This is a genomic window from Kitasatospora sp. NPDC001225 (genome assembly GCF_053597855.1).
The window spans coordinates 13575-29189 of sequence record NZ_JBSFJC010000106.1 but is presented as its reverse complement, the minus strand read 5'-3'; the positions used below and the strand labels follow the sequence as shown (position 1 = coordinate 29189).

Sequence of the window (15615 nt, the reverse complement as noted above, 5' to 3'; positions counted from 1 at the left end):
CGCCCCACCTCCAGGGTTGGCAGTCTGAAAATCATCCAGCCCCCGGAGCGGCCACCCCCGGAGCCGCCCCCGGCCCCCCACCCTCCCGAGAGCCCTCCCCCACAGAAGACCCCCGCAGAGCCCGCTCCAAGTCCCGCAGAGCCTGCCCCACCAACCGAACCCCCGCCCGCACCACATCCCGCTGCACCCCCGCCGGCGCCCCCGCCAACCCCTCCTCCAACCGCGCCTGCGCATCCCGCACCGCCCCGAACTCCACCGCCTGCCCCGTCAGCAGCGCCGCCGCCGCGAGCGCCGTCGCCAGCCGCAGCTCCTCCGCGTACTCCCCGGTCCCGGGCACGGGTTCCGCGTCCGCCGCCGGCAGGTGGGCCTCCAGCAGGACGGCCGCCCGCCCGAGGGCCCCGACCGCCGCCCGGGCCCGGTCGATCTGGCGCCGGCTGACCCCGGCCAGTCCGGTCTCGTGCCGTCCCGGTTCGGCGTCGGCCCGCTGCATCGCCTGGATCAGTTCGGACCGCGCCTCCCGCGAGTCCAGCAGCGCGCTCCGCACGACCCGCCCGCGCGGCGCCGCCGGCTTCTCGTAGCAGGCGATCACCGCTCCCGCGTACCGTCCGGCGGCCGCCAGCCACTCGGCGAGCCGTTCGCCGAGCCGGGCGGTCTGCCAGGTCGGGAACAGCGCGTACGTGACGAGCGCGATCGACCCGCCGAGCAGGGTGAGCCCGACCCGTTCGAAGGCCGTCACCAGCGGGTTGCCCTCCTGCAGCCCGAGCAGGAACACCACGTACGTGGAGATCCCGACGGTGGTGAGCGCGTACCCGGTGCGGAACGCGAGGTACGCCCCGCCGATGCAGACCACCGCCAGCGCGGCCAGCACCCATTCCCCGGGGTGGAGCAGCTGCACCACGAGCGTCGAGACGGCGACTCCGACCACCGTCCCGGCCAGCCGGGCGACGCCCCGGCTGTAGGTCTGCGCGAAGTCCGGCCGCATCACCATCGCGGCGGTCATCGGCGCCCAGTACCCGTGGTGGAACCCGACGAGCCGGGCCAGCAGGTAGGCGACGGTGACCACTCCGGCGAGCCGGACGGCGTGCTGGAAGATCGCCGAGCGCGGGTGCAGCTGCCGCCGGACGGCCCGCGCCGCGACCGGCAGCATCCGGGCGATGGTGGGCTTGCGCAGCGCCCCGCCGGCCCCGACCACGGGCGTGGTGATGGTGTCCTCGTCGTTGCGGTCCAGGGTGTCCGCGGCCTTGCGCAGCAGCCCGCCGAGCCGCCGGGCGGAGCGCCGGGCCGCGCCCTGGAGCCGCGGCCCGTCGTCGGAGCCGACCAGGGTGAGCGAGGGCGCGGAGCGGGGGAGCCGGACCGGGTCGCCGGTGCGGATCGCCCGGGCGAGGGCGTCCATGACCTCGGCGGCGGCCGCCAGCACCTCCCGGGCCCGGTCCCGTTCGGGCCCTTCCTCGGGGGCGCCCACCTTGGGGTCGGCGAGTGCGGCGAGGGTGGGCCGGATGCGCTCGGCGATGCCGCGCAGGCCGCGCAGCTCGGGCGGCCGGTGGCGGTCCTGCCAGGGGGTGAGGGCGGCCGCGTGGCGGGCCGTCATGAACGGTTCCGGGTCCACGTGCGCGGTCGGGTCCTGCCGCAACCGCCGGGCGTAGTCGGCGAGTTCGGCGTAGGTGTCGGCGAGGGCCTGCCGCTGGGCGGTCCAGCTGCCGATCGGCCAGACGGTGATGACGGTGGCCTGGACGACCCCGCCGAGGGCGGCGACCAGCCCGTGGCTGAGCGCGGTGACGGTGCTGACGGGGAGCTGGACGACGATCAGCATCACCGAGACGGTGTTGGTGGCGACCACCCCGGCGGTGGGCCCGATCGCCCAGGCCAGCCCGGCGCCGAAGGCCCACACCGCGAGAAGTACCGGGAACAGTCCGGGGACGCCGGCGGCCAGGTAGCCGAGGAAGGTGCTGATGCCGAGTCCGGCCCCGGCCGCGACGGCGAGGCTGGCCCGGGGCCGGAAGCTGCGCTGGAAGGTCGCCGAGCCGGCGATGAACGCGCCCATCGCGGCCGAGGTGGCGAGCGCGACCCCGCCGAGCGCGAGGGTCGGGAAGAGCACCAGCGCCACCGCGACCGCCCCGCGCACCGCCCGCTTGGGGTCGGTGAGCGCCCGGTCCAGGGTGAGCCCGGTCCGCGCGGTGTCACGAAGTGCGGCGAACCAGGACATAGCGCCATCCTAGGGCGTGATCTCCGGGGCCGGGCCCGACCTCCGGCGGAGCCGCGCCGCCACCCACAGCAGGGCCCCGGTCGGCAGGAAGACCGCGTCCGCCGCGATCATCGCGAGCGAGAACACCGGCAGCCCGAGCACCACCGCGATCCCCGCGTGCTCCAGCACCATGACGGCCAGCAGGACGTTCTTGACCCGCCGGTTGACCAGCGTGAACGGGAACGCCACCTGGAGGACCACGGTGCCGTACGAGACCAGGAAGACCGGCAGCAGCGCCGAGCCGACCAGCGCGGACAGTCCCGGCCAGGGGGCGAAGTAGTCCAGGTGCAGCGGGTAGTACAGCGCGGTGCCGTCCTGCCAGCGCGAGCCCTGCACCTTGTACCAGCCGGCCGTGGCGTAGATCAGCACCACCTCGACGGCGATCACCAGCATCGCGCAGTTGTGCACCATGGTCGCCAGTGCGTCGAGCACCGCCCGCGGCTCGCCGTCCGGCCGCAGCCGGCCGAGCGTCCACCAGAGCCCGGCCACCGCCCAGAGCCCCCAGAACAGCGGCGACCAGCCGAGGTACGGGAAGGCCCGGTCGGTCCAGGTCAGGGTGTCGCCCGCGAAGCCGCCGAACTGACAGGCCGCCAGGGCGGCCCCGAGCACCGCCCAGAGCACCACCCCGGTCCGCCCCGGCCGGGGCCTTCGGGCGTCCAGCGACCAGACCTCGGCGCAGCGGGTGAAGACCAGGTAGACCGCCATCAGGTGGACGACGTTGTCGCCGCCGTCGCCGAGGAAGACGTCGCGGTTCTGCAGGGACAGCACGGTGACCAGGAACAGCACGGTGCTCGCCCTGGTCCGCCAGCCCAGCAGCACGGCCAGGGCGGCCAGCACCGCCAGGTGGTAGACCAGCTCGAACCAGAGCCGCCCGCCGAACCAGGGCAGCACGGTGAGCGCCCCGTTGTCGGCCAGCAGCCGCTGGGCCAGCTCCGTCGACCAGGGGGACCGGTCGCCGTACAGCACCCGCCGGTGGGGCCACTCGCGCAGCAGGTAGGCCAGCCAGACCAGCCCGAAGCCGATCCGCACCACCGCGGCCTGGTGGCGGCCGAGCACCCGCCCGGTGAAGGCCTCCGCCGCCCGCCCGAGCGGCGCCCGCGGCCCGCGCGCCTGCCGCGCCTCCCGCACCGCACCGGGCTCCGCCGACCGCCCGGCCCCGGCCTGCCGCGGCACACCGCCGGACGGCACCGCCGCACCCGGCGGCAGCGCCCCGTCGGCCCGTACCGTCGCCTCGTTCATCCGAGCAGCCCCCGGTAGTCCTCGTCCGCCACCGGCCACCACGGCAGCTCCCGCACCCGGGGCGCCGCCGGCGCGGGCTCGCCGCTCCAGGACGGCGGCGGGACGGTGACCGCGGTCGAGCGGAACTGGATCTCCAGGACCCGTTCGCCGTCCGCCTCCCGGCCGATCCGCTGCAGGGCGATCCGCTTGAGGTACTGCTCGGCGAGCCGGCCGCGCGGGGAGGCCGGGCTCTCGTCCTGCGGGTTGTGCGTGCCGTCGTAGAAGTCCCAGGCCCGGCGCAGCAGGTTCTGGTCGACGTGGCTGGGCGCCGGGTTGCCCCGTATCGCGGCGATGTCCTGCGCGGTCAGCCCGATCCAGTCCCCGGTACGGGTGGCCCCGGCGGGCGCGGCGGTGCGGACCCGGGCGTCCACGCTCACGTTCTGCTGGAGCGGGTTGGGCGCGAACAGCTTCCAGTTCTGCTCGAACTCCGGGTACACCAGGCCGTCGACCTCGTCCCGGTACTGCCGGGACACCGAGTTGGCGGGCGCGACGTGCAGGAAGACCGCGGCGAGGAACAGCCCGGTGCCGCCGGCCAGCACCGCCCCGGCGAAGCCGAGGACCAGCTGCGCGGGCCTGGACCAGGCCCGTCCGGCAGCCGGCCGGTCCGTCGTCTCGGTCATGGCCTCCCCCGACCGGTCGGCGGGCACCGCCGACCCGGTGCCGGCGCGCTCGCGCGCGCCCATCCTGCCCTAAGGGCCGTGGGGCGGGGGCCGTCAGAGGACGAAGGCCTCCTGGCCGGTGCTGCTCACCATCGGACGGCCCGCACCCTGCCAGGCGTACATCCCGCCGTCCACGTTCACGGCCTCCCGGCCCTGCTGCACCAGGTACTGGACGACCTGCGCGGAGCGGCCGCCGACCCGGCAGAGCACGTACAGCTTCTCGTCCGGCAGCTCGCCGAGCCGGGCGATCACCTCGCCGATCGGGATGTGCAGGGCGCCGTCCACGTGGCCGGCGTCCCACTCGTCCTGCTCGCGCACGTCCAGCAGGGCGGCGTCGGCGGGCACGGCGGCGGCGTCGGCGGAGGGGATCTGCGGGAACATCGTGTGGCTCTCCTGGGATTGGGTCGGGTGCGTGCCATTGTCGCCCACCGGCGCCGTGCCGTGGGCGCCGGAGGACGGGCCGTCCGCCGGGGCCGGGCCGCCGAGCAGCCGCGCCAGCTCGGCCTGCTGCCCGGCGGCCTTGGCCAGCAGCTCCTCGGCGAGCTGTTCCAGCAGCCGGTCCGGGTCCTGCGGGGCGAGGGCGAGCAGCTGCCCCATCGGGGTCTGCTCCAGCCGGACCTGCTCGGCGGCGGTCTCGGCGATCTTGGCGGTCAGCCAGTCCAGCCGGCGGCGCAGCCAGTCCGAGCGGTCGGGGGAGTCGACGGCGGGCGCGGCCTCCGGCGCGGTGGACCACTCGGCGGCCAGGGCCCCCAGCGCGCCCGCGTCCCCGTACGCGTAGGCCTCGTTGACCCGGACCAGGAAGGCGGCCCGGCGCTGCTGCTCGCCCGGGTCGGTGGTCAGGTCGGGGTGGGCGCGGCGGACCAGCTCGCGGTAGATCCGCTGGGCCTCCTTGCCGGGCCGCACCCGCTCCGGCGCGGCGGGCGGCGGCGGGGCCGGCTCGCCGTCCTGGCCGGACTGCTCCCGCACCGAGTCGAACAGCGCGTCCAGGTCGGGCAGTTCGTCGACCTGCCGGCGCGCCTCGGCGGCCCGGCGCAGGTCCTCCGGCAGGCCGGTGCGGGCCGCCACGGCCTCGGCGACCAGCGCGTCCAGCTCGTCCAGCCGGGCGTAGAGCGGGCCGAGCAGCTGGTGGTGGATCAGCGCGAAGTTGTCGATCTCGACCCGCAGCGTCTGGACGTCCACGTCCATGCTGAGCCAGGCCAGCTCGGCGGCGGCGACCCGCTCCTCCAGTGCCTGCTGCTCCGGGTCGGTCCAGCGGGCGGGGCTCTGCGCGCTCAACTTCTCGCCTCTGTCTCGTCCGGCCGGCGGCGTCCTGCGGACCACTCGTACGGGCGGTCCGGCCTGCCACCCTACCGCCGTGATCGCGGGCCCCGTCCGGGTGAACCGGGGGTACGGACCGGCGCGCGGCGCGCGACACGCAACCGATCCTGAGGAATCTCCCCGTTTCGGTGTCGAGCCCGGCCCGGTCCGTGCTTCGCTGGTATCCGCACAGCGTGCCTTCCTCCGGAGAGACGGCCGCCCCGGGCGCGGCGGCCAGGCGGGAGCAGAGCGAATCCATGGTGGCCGAGTCCAACTCCACACCGCGGCCGGCGGGCGACGGAACCGCGCCGGGCGACCACCCGACGGGGGTGGCCGCCCTGGTCCGGCTCGCCCCCGTCCTGGTCGACCGGTCCGGCCGGATCGCACAGTGGGGGCGGGCCGCCGAGGAGCTCTTCGGCCACCGCGCCGACGTCGCCCACGACCGCCCGGCCTCCGGCCTGCTGCCCGCCCTGGAGTCGCGGGTGCTCGAACGCTGCTCCGTCCGCCGCCCCTGCGACGCGTTCGACACCCTCGCCGAGCGGACGGCCGACGGCCGCCCGTGGATCGGAAGGCTGACCGTCACCGACCGCGAGGAGCACCAGCGCGACGTGCTCTGGTGGGCGTACCCGCTGCCCGGCCCGGTCGGCGGGCTGCTGGCGCTGGCCGCCGACGCCCGCCCGCTGCGCGCCACCGGGCCGCGGCTCGCGCTCGGCGAGCGGCTGCTCCCCTTCGCCGCCGCGCCCGGCGTCCGGGGCGGCTTCCACGCCCTGGCCGCGGCGCTCACCCCGGCCGGCCTGCCGGTGCCCGAGCCGCTGGTCCGGCTGCTGCCCGCCGCCCACCGCGCGGCGCTGCTGGCCGCGCTGGAACGGGGCGGACTGCCCGCCCTGCGGCTGGACCCGGCCACCGTGCTGCCGGTGCTGCCCGCCGACGCCCAGACCGGCAGGGCGCAGGCGGCCGCCGGCCTCGGCCGCCGCTACCCGACGCCCCAGCAGCGGGTCGCCCGGGTCGGCCCGCCGCCGCAGCCCGAGCAGGGCGCGCCCGGCCGCCGTCCGCCCGGCCCGCTGCCCGTCCAGCGCGAGACCCCGGACCGCCCCGCCGCCCAGCCCGCGGCCCCCTCCGCCGTCCGGCCGGTGGCCGCCGTCGGCGGCGGCTCGGCGGGCGCCGGCCCGTCCGTCCCTCCCCCCGCCTCCGGCCGGGAGGTGCCCCCGCCCACCGCAGGAGCCGCAGCCATCGAGCACGCCACCGTCGAGCCGTCCGCCACCGGCCGTCCGCCGCTGCGCACCGACCAGGCCCCGCCCGCCACCGTCCCGGTCCCCGCCCCCGCGGGCGGCGAGGGCCCGACCGGCGGCCGGCTCGGCCCGTTCCTCACCAACGGGCAGGCCGGCGAGCAGCTGGCCCTGCTGAACGAGGTCGGCGGCAAGGTCGGCACCACGCTGGACCTCGGCTTCACCGCCCACGAGCTCTGCCAGGTGCTGGTCCCCCGGGTCGCCGACTTCGCCTGCGTGGACCTGGTGGACGGGCTGATCTCGGACTCCGAGCTGCCGGCCGCCCGCCCGGACGACGACACCATGCTGCGCCGGGTCGCCCTGGTCTACAACGAGACCGGCGGCGTCTGGGACCACGTGCTCTCCGAGGGCTCGCTGGTCCGCATGCCCCGCCGCACCCCGCCCGGGATGGCCCTCCAGCTGAACCAGCCGGTGCTGGTCCCGGTGGTCAGCCCGGACGTCGCGGTCGACTACGCGATCGCGCTCGGCGACGCCCGGCTGACCCCGGTGGTCACCGGCCGCTCGATGCTGGTCGTCCCGCTCTCCGCCCGCGGCACCGTGCTGGGCATCCTCAAGCTGCTCCGGCTGCCGGACCGCGCGCCCTTCGACGAGAGCGACGCCGCGACCCTCAAGGAGCTGGCCGTCCGCGCCGCGCTGTCGCTGGACAACGCCCGGCTGCACCGCGCCGAGGCCAGGGTCGCCACCACCCTGCAGCGCTCGATGATCCCGACCCGCCCGCCGCAGATCCCCGGCGTGCAGATCGCCCACCGCTACCTGCCCGGCGACCCCAAGGCCGAGGTCGGCGGCGACTGGTTCGACGCCATCCAGCTGCCCGGCAGCCGGGTCGCCCTGGTGGTCGGCGACGTGATGGGCCACGGCATCCACTCGGCCGCCGCGATGGGCCGCTTCCGCACCGCGATGCAGACCCTCGCCGCCCTGGACCTGCCGCCCGGCCAGCTGCTGCGCCACCTGGACAACCTGGCCCACAAGCTCGGCGACGACCACCTCGCGACCTGCCTGTACGCGGTCTACGACCCGATCAACCGGACCTGCGAGCTGGCCAGCGCCGGCCACGTCCCGCCCGTCCTGGTGCACCCGGACGGCACCGGCGAGCTGCTGGAGATCCCGGCCGGCGCGCCGATCGGCGTCGGCGGGGTGCCGTTCGTCGCCAAGACCATCGACGTCTCGGACGGCTCGATGCTGGTGCTCTGCACCGACGGCCTGGTCGAGGTCCGGGGCGGGGACATAGGAGCGGGCCTGGCCGCGCTCTGCGGCAACCTGATCGACCCCCGGGAGAGCCCCGAGCAGGCCTGCGACGTGGTGCTGCGCCGGCTGCACTCGGACGACCGCAAGGACGACGTCGCCCTGCTGGTGGCCCGCTTCGACGGGGTCGCCCCGTCCGAGGTGGCCACCTGGGACCTCACCGTGGACCACCGCGAGGTCGGCCGGGCCCGCTCACTGGTCCGCGAGCAGCTGGCCGGCTGGCACCTGGAGGCGCTCAGCGACACCACCGAGCTGCTGGTCAGCGAGCTGGTGACGAACGCCGTCCGGGTCGCCCGGGACACCGTGAAGCTCCAGCTGATCCGGGTGGACAAACTGCTGGTCGAGGTCAGCGACGACAACCACAACCTGCCCTCGCTGGAACCGGCCGAGCAGCTCGGCGAGACCGGCCGCGGCCTCACCCTGGTCACCAAGCTCGCCGAGCGCTGGGGCACCGCCCGCAAGGCGGTGGGCAAGGTGGTCTGGTTCGAGCTCCCGCTCCCGCACGCCTGACGGCCGCACCGACGGGCCCCGGACACCGAACGGCCGCGTACGGGCACCCGTACGCGGCCGGCTTGAGCGCGGTCGGCGCCCGTCAGGGGATGACGGCCCCCGCCGAGGTGCGCCGACGGGCCTCCACCGCGACCTCCCGCGAGGCGGCCGCGGCCACCGAGGCGGCGGCGCCGACCCCGGCCAGCACCCGCGGCCAGAAGTCCCCGAAGACCTCGACCGAGACGGCGATCAGCAGCGCGGTGATCACCGCGACCACGTGCTCCAGACCGGCCAGGTTCGGCAGCACGACCGCCTCGCCGATCATCACCGCCACCACCAGGCCGGCGGTGAGCCAGGCCCGGCAGCGGAACGCGATGCAGATCGCCAGCGCCACCACCGCGGCCGAGGGCCCGGTGTCCCGCACGTAGGCGACCCACTTCGGGAAGCCGAACAGGTGGTGCGGCCCGATCGCCACGCCGACCCGGGCGAACAGCGTGCCCGCCAGGGTGCAGGTGTAGGCGACCACCAGGGTCATCCGCCGGCCGAGCACGATCTCGGCGATCGAGAAGACCACGAACACCTGGGCCAGCGCCCCCCAGACCGGAAGGTCGAGCGCCGGCACGTACAGGGAGAGCGGGGTCCGCAGCAGCGAGACGTCCAGCGGCAGCGCCGCCCGCACCACCCCGATGTTGTTCACGAAACGCTCGCCGCCCGGCAGGTGCTGGACGACGCTGAACAGCAGGATCAGAAACGTCGCGACGGTGGCCAGGGGAACGGCGGCGAACTTCTTTCGCACCACCGCGTCCCGGACCGTCGCGAACAGCGTTCCCCACTCGGCGACAGCGGCCGCTCCGGCGATTGCCAGCGGCCCCTTTCGCACGCCCCCCGCGTGGGTCCTGTGCATCACAACAGTTTCTCCGAATCCCCGAATGCTCTACTACTCCAACATTAGAAGCCAGTTAACAAAGCCACATCGGCACGGATGGGGAGTCGGGTCATCCTCTGGGGGGAGGCAATCCCCCCATCAGCCCCCCAATTCGACCGGCCGGTCCCCTCCGCCCCCCGACGGAGGGCTACCCCTTCCCGTCCCGGGCCGCCACCGGGACCCGCGGCGCCACCACGGCGGCCCGGGCGTGCCGGCGGCGGAACAGGGCGGGCAGGCTCGGCGCGACGATGAAACCCTCGGCGCGCGCGCTCGCGATACCGATCCGCGGAATCTCGCTGCTCTTCTCGAAGAGCAGGTAACGCGGTTCCCAGATCGGGCGGTACTTGGCATTGGCGCGGTACAGCGACTCGATCTGCCACCAGCGCGAGAAGAATCCCAGGATCGAGCGCCACAGCCGCAGCACCGGGCCGGCGCCGAGGCGCGAACCGCGCTCGAAGACGGAACGGAACATCGCGAAGTTCAGCGACACCCGCTTCAGCCCGACCTCGTCGGCGCGCTGCAGCAGCTCGATGACCATGAACTCCATCAGGCCGTTCTCGGTGTCCCGGGCCCGGCGCATCAGGTCCAGCGAGAGCCCGTCCGGGCCCCACGGCACGAAGCTCAGCAGCGCCTTGAGCTCGCCGTCCCCGTCGTGGCACTCCAGCATCACGCAGCGGCCGTCGCCCGGGTCGCCGAGCCGGCCGAGCGCCATCGAGAAGCCGCGCTCGGTCGCCCCGTCGCGCCACTCGTCGGCCTTGGCCACCAGCTCGGCCATCTCCGCCTCGGAGATGTCCTCGTGCCGGCGGATCCGCACCGTGTACCCGGCCCGCTTGACCCGGTTGTAGGCCTGCCGGACCACCCGCATCGCGCGGCCGTCCAGCGAGAACTCGTCCAGCTCGACGATCGCCTCGTCGCCCAGCTCCAGCGCGTCCAGCCCGTGCCGGGCGTAGATCACCCCGGCCTCCTCGGAGGCGCCCATCACGGCCGGCGCCCAGGCGTGCTCGCGGGCCTCGGACAGCCAGGCGTCGATCGCGCCCGGCCAGGCCTCCGGGTCCCCGATCGGGTCGCCCGAGGCGAGCGAGACGCCGCCGATGACCCGGTAGGTGACCGCCGCCTTGCCGCTGGGGGAGAAGACCACCGCCTTGTCCCGGCGCAGCGCGAAGTAGCCGAGCGAGTCCCGCTCGCCCTGCTTGTCCAGCAGGCCGCGCAGCCTGGCCTCGTCCTCGGCGGTGAGCAGCTCCTTGCCGCGCGGGCTGCGGAAGGCGACGTACAGCACCAGCAGGAAGAGCACCGCGCCCATCGCGTTGATCGCGGCGTTCACCCAGGTCGGCGCGGCGATCACCGAGCGCAGGTGCTCGGTCGGGGTGATCGTGATCATCCGGCCGACCGAGTACCGGAACAGGTCCCAGAAGCCGGCGCCGGAGAGCTCGTTGGTCATCCAGACCAGCAGCGCGCCGACCCCGCCGCCGAACGCCAGCCCGCCGACGAAGGTGGCCGCCGCGGTCTTCGGGTTGGAGCTGTCGCCCTTGGACGTGAACTCCTTCCGCCCGACCAGCAGCGCCAGGACGAACAGGCAGGTCAGGACGGTGGAGAAGTAGTTGAGCGGGTGCCTGTTGAAGCGCTCGTCCGGCACCAGCATGAACGCCAGGTAGAGCAGCGCGAAGAGACCGCCGAGCGCCGTGTTGAAGATCCACGCGGCCCGCTTGCGCCGCCGCATCGCGATCGCGAGGAAGACCGACAGCACCGCGCTGGCCAGCCCGGAGGTCATCAGGTACGGGGTGAAGTACTCACCCTCGTTGTGCTCGCTGACCTGGTTCCGGAAGGGCACCAGCAGGACCGTCGCCACGTTCAGCAGCGCGATCAGCCGCAGGTACCAGACGGAGGCCGCGGCGGCCCTCGGACGCCAGCGACCGGGCTCGTCGACGGGCCGGGGCCCGGGGGACGTGGCGGACGGCTCCGACTTCACAGTGGACGACACAGCTCAATTCCAAACGATCAGATGGTGGGGCGCATCCGCGAACGGCCCGGCGCCGGGCGCCCGCTCGGGCCCGACGGACTGACCGGCGACCTCGCCCGGCCGACCGCCCGAAATGGAGAAGCGGCCGGAAAAGAGTCAGCCAACTCCATGTTTCCCCACCCAGCCTGAGAATTGCGTGAACCGGGTAGCGGATTCCCACCCCCGCCGAACGGCGGGGGTGGGCGCCCGCCGCACGTTCGGCACCCCGCCCCGCCTACCCCTACCCTCGAAACGACCCACGCGGACCGCCCCGACCCGGCCGCCCGAACCGAGGAGGCACCATCACCACCACCCGCGTGCTGATCGTCGACGACGAGATCCTGGTCCGCTCCGGCCTGGGGCTGATCGTCGGCTCCGCCGCCGACCTGGAGGTGGTCGGCGACTGCTCCGGCGGGCAGGCCGAGGAGCACGTCCAGCGGCTGCGCCCGCACGTGGTGCTGCTCGACATCCGGATGCCCGACCTCGACGGCATCTCGGTGCTGCGCCGCCTGCGCGCCCTGCCCGACCCGCCCGCCGTGGCGATGCTCACCACCTTCGACACCGACGAGTACATCGGCACCGCGCTGCGGGCCGGCGCGGCCGGCTTCCTGCTCAAGGACACCGCCCCCGACCAGCTGGTGCACGCCGTCCGGGTGCTCGCGGCCGGCGGCAACATCCTCTCCCCGACCGTCACCCGCACCGTGATCGGCGGCTACGTGGACGGCGGCGGCCCGGACGCCGAGGCCACCGCGCTCGCCCGCACCCTCACCGGCCGCGAGCTGGACGTGCTCTCGCTGCTCGGCGAGGGCCTGTCCAACGCCGAGATCGCCGACCGGCTGTTCCTCGGCACCGGCACGGTCAAGGACCACATCAGCGCGATCCTCGGCAAGCTCGGCGCCGCCAACCGGGTCCAGGCCGCCGTCCTGGCCCACCGGGCCGGTCTGGTCCGGCCCAAGCCCGGCGACGGGGCATGACGACCGCCGACCAACTGCCGTCCCGACGGCTGCCGGCCTGGTGCACCGCCCCCTGGCTGATGCTGCTGCTGCCCGTCCTGTACGCCCTGCTGGACGCCGCCCTGGTGGCCCGGGAGGCCGCCTGGTGGCAGGTGGCGCTGTCCACGCTGGCCGCCGTCGCCCTGTTCTGGCGCCGCCGCTTCCCGGTGGTGGCGCTGCTCCTCACCATGCCGGGCAGCTGGGTGGACGAGATCTGGCTGGCCCCGATCACGGCCGTCTACTCGGTGGCCGCCGAGCGCCCCCGCCCCCGGGTCGTGATCCCCTGCGGCGTCCTGTTCGCGCTGGTCGAGTTCTTCCACTGGCCGCTGCCCCAGGACGTCCTCGACCTCAGCCGCGCCACCGCGCTGGACGCCATCCAGGCCGTGATGCTGGCGGCCGGCCCGGCCGCCACCGGTCTGCTCGCCCGCACCCGGCGGGAGCTGGCCGCCCGGCTGGACGAGCTGACCCGCGGCCAGGAGCGGGAGAGCCGGCTGCTGGCCGAGCGGGTGCTGATCAGCGAGCGCGGCCGGCTGGCCCGGGAGATGCACGACGTGGTCTCGCACCAGGTCAGCCTGATCAGCATCCAGGCGGGCGCGCTCCAGGTGAGCAGCCCCGACCCGGCCGCGGTGACCGCCGCCCGCACCATCCGGGAACTGTCCGTACGGACCCTGGACGAGCTGCGGCAGATGGTCGGGGTGCTGCGCGGCACCGGCGGGCTGCCGGACGCCCCGCTCGCCCCGCAGCCCCGGCTGGCCGACCTGCCCCGGCTGATCGAGCAGAGCGGCCTGGCCGCGGACACCGAGCTGGTCCCCGGCGACCGCCCGTGGCCGGAGGCGGTCGAGCGGGCCGCCTACCGCACCGTCCAGGAGGCGCTCACCAACATCACCAAGTACGCCCCGGAGGCGGCGGTGCACGTACGGGTCCGGGCGAAGGGCCGCCGGCTGCGGGTCGAGGTCCGCAACGAGGCCCCGCCGGTGCGTCCGGCCGAGACCCTGCCGGGCGGCGGCCACGGCCTGGTCGGCCTGCGCGAGCGCGCCCAGCTGCTGGGCGGCACCCTCACCGCGGGGCCGACCCAGGACGGCGGCTTCGAGGTCCGCGCCGAACTCCCGGCCAGCCGCGGCTGATCCCGCCCGCCCCCGAAATCCACGCCACCGGTGAGCGGACGACAAAAAAGCCCCGCAGATCCGTAGATCTGCGGGGCTTCGCTGTGCGCGAGGGGGGAGTTGAACCCCCACGCCCTTTCGGGCACTGGAACCTGAATCCAGCGCGTCTGCCTATTCCGCCACCCGCGCATGGGTGTTGTCCTCGTTGCCGACCGGTCTTCCGAACCACTCGGTACCATCGGTACTTCGCGCTTCCTGGACCGGCCTCCCTTTCGGGCGGCCCTTCCGACGTGGAAAACATTAGCACGACCTGGGGGGCTGCTCCGAATCCGTTGTCCGGGGAGGCCCACGGCACCCGAACCGATGCCCGACGCACGCCCGTGCGACTGCCGGAAGGGTGCTCCGACGGGCACACCTGGCGTGCCGTACCCGACATGCGTCACCCTGTGTGTCCGAGCCCACCCCCGGGCACCACACGGTCCGGGAACCGTACGGAAGGGCCCGGCGTGGATACGATCAGTACGGAAGTACCGCAAGTAGGAGGCGCGACCGGGTCCCGGGCGGGATCCGGCCGGCAGGCAGGCGAACGAACCCTGGAAGGGGGTGCCCCATGGGAGTGCTGAAGAAGTTCGAGCAGCGGCTCGAGGGTCTCGTCAACGGCACCTTCGCCAAGGTGTTCAAGTCCGAGGTCCAGCCCGTGGAGATCGCCGGAGCGCTGCAGCGCGAGTGCGACAACAACGCGAGCATCTGGAACCGCGACCGCACCGTCGTGCCGAACGACTTCATCGTCGAGCTGAGCCCGCACGACCACGAGCGGCTGAGCCCCTACTCCGGGCAGCTCGGCACCGAACTGGCCGGCATGGTCCGCGAGTACGCGGAGGCCCAGCGGTACACCTTCATGGGCCCGCTCCAGGTGAACCTGGAGAAGGCCGACGACCTGGACACCGGGCTGTACCGGGTGCGCAGCCGCACCCTCGCCGCCGAGGAGCCCCCGCAGCAGCAGCAGTACGCGCCGCCGCAGCCCGGCTACGACCGTGCGCCGGCCGCCCCGGCCCCCGGCGCACCGTGGCAGCAGCCCGGCGCCGGCCAGTACAACGCGCCCCCGCCGCCGGCCGCGCCCCCCGCGATGCCCCCCGGTCAGCCGGCGCCCGCGGGCGGCAACGTCCGGGCGTTCCCCGGCGCGGGCCACGGCGGCGCCGGGACGCGCCGCTGGATCGAGGTGAACGGCGCCCGCCACCAGATCACCGGCTCGGCCTGCGTGCTCGGCCGCTCGACCGAGGCGGACGTGCGGATCGACGACCCCGGGGTCTCCCGCAAGCACGCCGAGATCCGGCCCGGCACCCCTTCGATGGTGCTCGACCTGGGGTCCACCAACGGCATCGTGGTGGACGGACAGCACACCCAGCGCGCTACGCTCCGCGACGGCTCGCGAATCGTCGTGGGCTCCACCACCATCGTCTACCGGCAGGTCGAAGGGTAGTGTCCGAATTGTTCGCGCGCCTCGCTCACCGACTGGCGGGACGGTCATGTCAGAACTGACCCTCACGGTCATGCGGCTGGGCTTCCTGGCCGTGTTGTGGCTGTTCGTCATCGTCGCGATCCAGGTGATCCGCAGCGACCTGTTCGGCACCAAGGTGAACCCGCGCTCCTCCCGTCGGGGCGCGAGCGCCACGACCGGCGGCGGCGCGGCCACCTCGACCGCCGCACGCGCCGCGGCGCCGACCCAGGCCGGCCCCGCGGCGGCCCAGACCCAGGGCGGCGGCGGGCGCCGCCGCGGCGGTCCGACCCAGCTCGTCGTGGTGCAGGGCTCGCTGGCCGGCACCACGGTGGCGCTCCAGGGCCAGACCATCACGCTCGGCCGCGCGCACGACTCCACCATCGTGCTGGACGACGACTACGCGTCCTCCCGGCATGCCAGGATCTATCCGGATCAGACTGGGCAGTGGACGGTCGAGGATCTAGGCTCCACCAACGGCACCTATCTGGACCGGCAGCGCCTGACCGCGCCCACTCCGCTCCAGCCGGGCATGCCGATCCGTATCGGCAGGACCGTCATCGAACTGCGGAAGTAGTAGCGCATGAGGGACAGCATCCCGTCCATGACCCA

General features: G+C 74.7%; 11 protein-coding genes and 1 tRNA gene. 5 read left to right on the top strand and 7 right to left on the bottom strand.

From position 1 onward, the window contains the following. Positions 1-31 precede the first annotated feature (31 nt). The 4 genes from ACWDCZ_RS29225 to ACWDCZ_RS29210 all read right to left on the bottom strand — a co-directional run bounded on the left by ACWDCZ_RS29225 (position 32) and on the right by ACWDCZ_RS29210 (position 5454). Entirely contained in the window at positions 32-2203 is a 2172-nt protein-coding gene (locus ACWDCZ_RS29225; RefSeq protein ID WP_074001958.1) for an FUSC family protein, read from the bottom strand. Positions 2204-2212: 9 nt separating this feature from the next. Continuing rightward, entirely contained in the window at positions 2213-3481 is a 1269-nt protein-coding gene (locus tag ACWDCZ_RS29220) for an HTTM domain-containing protein (protein WP_449817389.1), read from the bottom strand. After that, a complete protein-coding gene (locus ACWDCZ_RS29215; protein WP_049660264.1) occupies positions 3478-4140 on the bottom strand; it encodes a DUF5819 family protein in 663 nt (220 codons plus the stop codon). The genes ACWDCZ_RS29220 and ACWDCZ_RS29215 overlap by 4 nt, the downstream gene beginning before the upstream one ends. Positions 4141-4233: 93 nt before the next feature. Next, positions 4234-5454, bottom strand: a complete 1221-nt coding sequence (locus ACWDCZ_RS29210; protein ID WP_388047227.1) for a rhodanese-like domain-containing protein — start codon at positions 5452-5454, stop codon at positions 4234-4236. A gap of 215 nt (positions 5455-5669) precedes the next feature. On the opposite strand from ACWDCZ_RS29210, the gene ACWDCZ_RS29205 reads away from it, so the two are divergent. Then, positions 5670-8513, top strand: coding sequence for a SpoIIE family protein phosphatase (locus tag ACWDCZ_RS29205; RefSeq protein ID WP_449817388.1), 2844 nt, complete (start codon positions 5670-5672; stop codon positions 8511-8513). An 82-nt stretch (positions 8514-8595) separates the two neighbouring features. Here the strand turns inward: ACWDCZ_RS29205 and ACWDCZ_RS29200 are convergent, their stop codons facing one another. Further along, on the bottom strand, positions 8596-9396 hold the full coding sequence (locus ACWDCZ_RS29200) for a hypothetical protein (protein ID WP_159028583.1): 801 nt from the start codon (positions 9394-9396) through the stop codon (positions 8596-8598). A gap of 169 nt (positions 9397-9565) precedes the next feature. Beyond that, positions 9566-11395 carry a phosphatidylglycerol lysyltransferase domain-containing protein gene (locus tag ACWDCZ_RS29195; RefSeq protein ID WP_079272003.1) on the bottom strand — a complete coding sequence of 610 codons (1830 nt, stop codon included), beginning with the start codon at positions 11393-11395 and terminating at the stop codon, positions 9566-9568. 338 nt (positions 11396-11733) lie between these two features. Between ACWDCZ_RS29195 and ACWDCZ_RS29190 the strand changes: the two genes are divergently transcribed. After that, a complete protein-coding gene (locus ACWDCZ_RS29190) occupies positions 11734-12387 on the top strand; it encodes a response regulator (RefSeq protein WP_234348583.1) in 654 nt (217 codons plus the stop codon). Then, positions 12384-13529, top strand: a complete 1146-nt coding sequence (locus ACWDCZ_RS29185) for a sensor histidine kinase (protein ID WP_079272002.1) — start codon at positions 12384-12386, stop codon at positions 13527-13529. The genes ACWDCZ_RS29190 and ACWDCZ_RS29185 overlap by 4 nt, the downstream gene beginning before the upstream one ends. 84 nt (positions 13530-13613) lie before the next feature. Here ACWDCZ_RS29185 and ACWDCZ_RS29180 read toward each other — a convergent pair. Further along, a tRNA-Leu gene (locus ACWDCZ_RS29180) sits at positions 13614-13697 on the bottom strand. 421 nt (positions 13698-14118) lie between these two features. Here ACWDCZ_RS29180 and ACWDCZ_RS29175 point away from each other — a divergent pair. Further along, complete coding sequence (locus ACWDCZ_RS29175; RefSeq protein ID WP_074001954.1) at positions 14119-14988, top strand: FhaA domain-containing protein; 870 nt, start codon at positions 14119-14121, stop codon at positions 14986-14988. Positions 14989-15034: 46 nt separating this feature from the next. Then, complete coding sequence (locus ACWDCZ_RS29170) at positions 15035-15580, top strand: FHA domain-containing protein FhaB/FipA (RefSeq protein WP_074001953.1); 546 nt, start codon at positions 15035-15037, stop codon at positions 15578-15580. The last annotated feature ends 35 nt before the right edge of the window (positions 15581-15615 follow it).

Coding starts and splice junctions, on each gene's coding strand:
- ACWDCZ_RS29170 (WP_074001953.1), top strand. CDS start 15,035: ATGTCAGAACTGACCCTCACGGTCATGCGGCTGGGCTTCCTGGCCGTG.
- ACWDCZ_RS29200 (WP_159028583.1), bottom strand. CDS start 9,396: ATGCACAGGACCCACGCGGGGGGCGTGCGAAAGGGGCCGCTGGCAATC.
- ACWDCZ_RS29175 (WP_074001954.1), top strand. CDS start 14,119: ATGGGAGTGCTGAAGAAGTTCGAGCAGCGGCTCGAGGGTCTCGTCAAC.
- ACWDCZ_RS29185 (WP_079272002.1), top strand. CDS start 12,384: ATGACGACCGCCGACCAACTGCCGTCCCGACGGCTGCCGGCCTGGTGC.
- ACWDCZ_RS29220 (WP_449817389.1), bottom strand. CDS start 3,481: ATGAACGAGGCGACGGTACGGGCCGACGGGGCGCTGCCGCCGGGTGCG.
- ACWDCZ_RS29215 (WP_049660264.1), bottom strand. CDS start 4,140: ATGACCGAGACGACGGACCGGCCGGCTGCCGGACGGGCCTGGTCCAGG.
- ACWDCZ_RS29225 (WP_074001958.1), bottom strand. CDS start 2,203: ATGTCCTGGTTCGCCGCACTTCGTGACACCGCGCGGACCGGGCTCACC.